General features: G+C 66.4%; 6 protein-coding genes. 3 read left to right on the forward strand and 3 right to left on the reverse strand.

What is annotated here, in order from left to right:
* Positions 1-134: 134 nt before the first annotated feature.
* Both AKL29_RS40775 and AKL29_RS17640 read right to left on the reverse strand, forming a co-directional pair.
* Positions 135-365, reverse strand: coding sequence for a hypothetical protein (locus AKL29_RS40775; protein WP_082190618.1), 231 nt, complete (start codon positions 363-365; stop codon positions 135-137).
* A gap of 68 nt (positions 366-433) precedes the next feature.
* Positions 434-1510 carry a flavodoxin family protein gene (locus tag AKL29_RS17640; protein WP_050385018.1) on the reverse strand — a complete coding sequence of 359 codons (1077 nt, stop codon included), beginning with the start codon at positions 1508-1510 and terminating at the stop codon, positions 434-436.
* Positions 1511-1709: 199 nt separating this feature from the next.
* Between AKL29_RS17640 and AKL29_RS17645 the strand changes: the two genes are divergently transcribed.
* The 3 genes from AKL29_RS17645 to AKL29_RS17655 are packed head-to-tail and all read left to right on the forward strand — an operon-like array spanning position 1710 to position 3162.
* Positions 1710-2333, forward strand: a complete 624-nt coding sequence (locus tag AKL29_RS17645; protein WP_050385019.1) for a phosphatase PAP2 family protein — start codon at positions 1710-1712, stop codon at positions 2331-2333.
* The gene (locus tag AKL29_RS17650; protein ID WP_028337300.1) at positions 2330-2677 is read left to right on the forward strand and encodes a DUF3147 family protein; all 348 of its coding nucleotides are present in this window, start codon (positions 2330-2332) and stop codon (positions 2675-2677) included. The genes AKL29_RS17645 and AKL29_RS17650 overlap by 4 nt, the downstream gene beginning before the upstream one ends.
* Complete coding sequence (locus tag AKL29_RS17655; protein ID WP_050385020.1) at positions 2674-3162, forward strand: hypothetical protein; 489 nt, start codon at positions 2674-2676, stop codon at positions 3160-3162. The genes AKL29_RS17650 and AKL29_RS17655 overlap by 4 nt, the downstream gene beginning before the upstream one ends.
* 12 nt (positions 3163-3174) lie before the next feature.
* Here the strand turns inward: AKL29_RS17655 and AKL29_RS17660 are convergent.
* On the reverse strand, positions 3175-3738 hold a 564-nt coding region (locus AKL29_RS17660), incomplete at its 5' end, for an ATP-binding cassette domain-containing protein (RefSeq protein ID WP_244482122.1).

Genomic DNA, 3738 nt, shown 5'->3' on the forward strand with positions numbered 1-3738 from the left:
ATGGGTCCTGGCTTTCGCCAGGACGACACTGAATGTGTGGCGCGGTCTGTGAGTCACACCACAACGTTCTCGCGACATGATTTGCCCGAGCTAACCGCCACGCTCCATCACGGATGCCCGTTCGCAGGCGACCGTTACATTCCGTGGCTTTCGAAAACCTTCTTGCAGCTCCGGCTCAGGCTGGCTCGCTTCATCTGAAGACAGTTCTGCACGGCACCGTCATTGCCGAGGTCCTTCCGGCAGAAGCGCTGTGCATCGCGCGTGCACGCGCTCTGTTCCGATGGCGTACCGGAATGCTGCGCCAACGCGGCACCGCTGCTCATCACGGCAGCCGCAACAAGAGCTGCAATCGAAATATTGCGCATTGTGACTTCCTCCCGCGGCCTAACGGGCAGCCGGGGCGCTTCGTTCCTTTGGGAACCCGGATTCCACCCTACTTCGGCTGCGGGTCCTCAAGCCCCTTGCCGGGATCTTCCAGATGCCCGGTGCGCGCGAGGTCGACGGCGGCGCCGAGCGCCAGCGCGACATTGCGCACCTGTTCCTGGAAGGCCTTGTCTTCGTCGAGATCGCGATGCGACGTCGCGTAGGGCTCCATGTAGCCGACATAGCCATCGAGCTCGGCCCTGCTGCCGGCCGAGATCAACTCCATGTCGGTGAGCCAGTCCGCAAGGAAGCGGCGGCAGGTTTCCGCGCCGACGCTGTCGCCGTGGACCACGATGCCGAAATGCCGGCCGCGCAGATGCCTGGGATATGGCCAGCCCTTGAGCTCGAGCGCCTTGGCTTCGCTCGCGGTCTTGCCATGGGTTGAGGTCGGATCGGGATTGCCGCCATCGGCGCAGACCAGGCGATCGATCATCGCCTTGAGCCCGGTCGGCGTCTGGTACCAGTTGACCGGCGAGATGATCATGATGCCGTGCGCGCGCACCCACAGCGGATAGATCTCGTTCATCCAGTCGTCGGTTTGGCCGAGCGAGTAGTTCGGATAGCAGCTGCATGGCCAGTGGCAGAGCGCCATCGAGGTGGAAACGCAGGACTTGCAGGGATGAATCTCCCTGCCGAACTCGGACGTCAGCCGCGACAGATCGAGCACATCGACCGCGAGGCCCATCTCGCGGAAGGCGCGCTCGGCGATCTCGACCATGCGCCAGCTTTTGGACATCTCGCCGGGACAGGTATGCTCGCTGCGCGAGGAGCCGTTGATCAGCAGGATATGCGGCGTTTCGTTGGGATCGTCGTGCCTGCGCTGCGCTTCATCGATGGCATCGCGCGCGGACAGCCAATCGACCGCGAGATCATATTCGGGATCGGCAAAGCCGGGGCCGGCCTTGCGGGTGACCGGCGCCTTGCGCGAATGACGATAGGCGTCCCAGGCGCCGGCGATGATCGTCGCGAGCTCCGTCTGCATGGATTGAAAGACCGGATCGGCAAACCGCTTGCGGTAGCGCCGTTCGAACTCCTCGCGCGAAAGCTTGACCGGCGGCATCCCCTTGCGAACGTCCGGCTCCGTCATCGACACCTCTCCCTGACTACAATCCATCGCCCGCCGTGCATCCCGGTTGGCGCGCGAAGCCTTGGCGCGAAGCCTTGGGGTGAAACCTTCGGATCGGGTCGAGACGGGCAGAAGTTCAAGACCATCGATCTGCATTTGGTTCCTTGCATGCCCCGTTAGGACCCATGCCGCGGCTGGCGCGTTGGATGGGAACCTGACCATGGATACGACAGCCAGAGTTCGAGCACGCCGCCATCGAGGCGCCCCCTTCCCGATCACCATTCGCCCGACCGCGGCGGACGCCATCATCGCGCGTGCGATCGCCCGCAACACCGCTCCTGCGCCGGAAGAGATCGCCCGCACACTGACCTGGGGCGCTGACGAAAAGGTCCTGCTTGTGCTCGCCGCCGCCGGCTGGCTTACCTCACGCGGGCGCGGCGCCTCGCTCGAGCGCGCCGGCAATCACGCGCTGCTGGTGACGGTCGCAGCATCGCTGCTGCCACATGGCCTGAAATTGCTGTTCAATCAGACCCGCCCGGATCGCCTGACCGTGGCCGGCCATGCCAACGGCATCCCGATCTCGGGCAAGCGCGACGACGCCTTTCCATCAGGGCACGCGCTGCATATGGGCGCGCTGGCGTCGGCGGCCGCGACATTGCCCGCCGGCGCGCGGTGCGCAATCCAGACAGTCGCGGTCGGCCTTTCGCTGACGCGCGTTGTGGTGCTCGCACACTGGACGAGCGACGTGATCGCGGGATTCGGCCTCGGAGCGATTCTCGAGCGGCTGCTGCGATTGTGGACCGGTTATCCCGGTGACGATCCGCCGCGGGGCAAGGCGCGATGACCGAATATGTCATCCGATTTCTGCTGGGCGGGGCCGTGGTGTCGGCCTTCGCGATGCTGGGCGACCTGCTGCGCCCGAAGAGCTTCGCCGGCCTATTCGGCGCGGCGCCGTCGGTCGCGCTCGCGACCCTCGGCATCGCCGTGTACCAGCACGGCGCCGACTACGCCGGCCTGCAGAGCCGCGCGATGATGGCCGGCGCCGTTGCGCTGGCCATCTATAGCTTCGCGGTCTGCCAACTGCTGATTCGCGCGAAGCTGCGCGCCGCCCCCGCCACGTTGCTGGCGCTGATCGTCTGGCTGGCGATCGTGTTCGGCTTGCTGGGCGTTGCCGGAGGACAGGCGTGACACCGGTCCGCGTCTCACTGTCCGCGCTCAGGGAAAGCCGCTGGACCGAATATCTGATCCGCTTCGTGCTCGGCGGCGGCGCCACCGTCCTGACCGGCCTGATCAGCAGCACTTGCGGCGCCTATGTCGGCGGCGCCTTTCTTGCACTCCCCGTCATCCTTTGCGCCAGCGCGACCCTGATCGAGAAGCATGAAATCCGCCGCAAGCGGAACGCCGGCCTCGACGGCACGTGGCGCGGGCAGCAGGCCGCGGCGCTGGATGCCGCAGGCGCGGCGCTCGGCGCGTTCGGCATGCTGGCATTTGCCATCGTCTTCGCGCTGACGGTGGACCGCAGCGTCCCGGCCGCCTTCATCGCCGCAGCGCTGGCCTGGTTGATCTGCTCGGTCGCCGCCTGGTATGTACGTCGCGAGATGCGATCGGTGCGGCGGACGCGGACGCCGGGAGACGGCGTGATCGGGCGGAAGGCCGACCGCCTGCCGCATTGAAGTTCCGCAGCGCTACGGCGCCAGATAGCGCAGCAGTTCCGGATCGCTCCGCACCTCACTCGCGCCGCCCTGCAGCGCGACGCGGCCGCGGTCCAGCACATAGGCATAGTCGGCGACGCGCAGCGCGAGGTCGAGATGCTGCTCGACGATCACGACCGAGATGCTCTTGGCGAGCTCGATCAGCCGCTCGGTGATCTCCTCGATCACGCCGATCCAGACGCCTTCGGTCGGCTCGTCCAAGAGCAGCAGCTTTGGATTGCCGAGCATGGCACGGCCGATCGCCAGCATCTTGCGCTCGCCGCCGGACAGCGTGCCGGCCGGCTGGTCGAGGCGCTGGCCGAGTTTCGGGAAGATGGTCAGCACGCGATCGACCGCGCTGGCATCGGAATTGAACAGCGAGCCGACCGCGAGGTTGTCACGTACCGACAGGCGGGCGAACACCGAATGCTCCTGCGGCACATAGCCGATGCCGGAGCGCACCCGCTCCTCGGTGCGGCGGCGGGTGATGTCGCGGCCGTCGAAGAACAATTCGCCCTGCGAGCTCGTGAGCTCGCCGACGATGGTCTTCATCAGCGT

The sequence above is a fragment of the Bradyrhizobium pachyrhizi genome (genome assembly GCF_001189245.1).
GTDB classification, from domain to species: Bacteria; Pseudomonadota; Alphaproteobacteria; order Rhizobiales; family Xanthobacteraceae; genus Bradyrhizobium; species Bradyrhizobium pachyrhizi.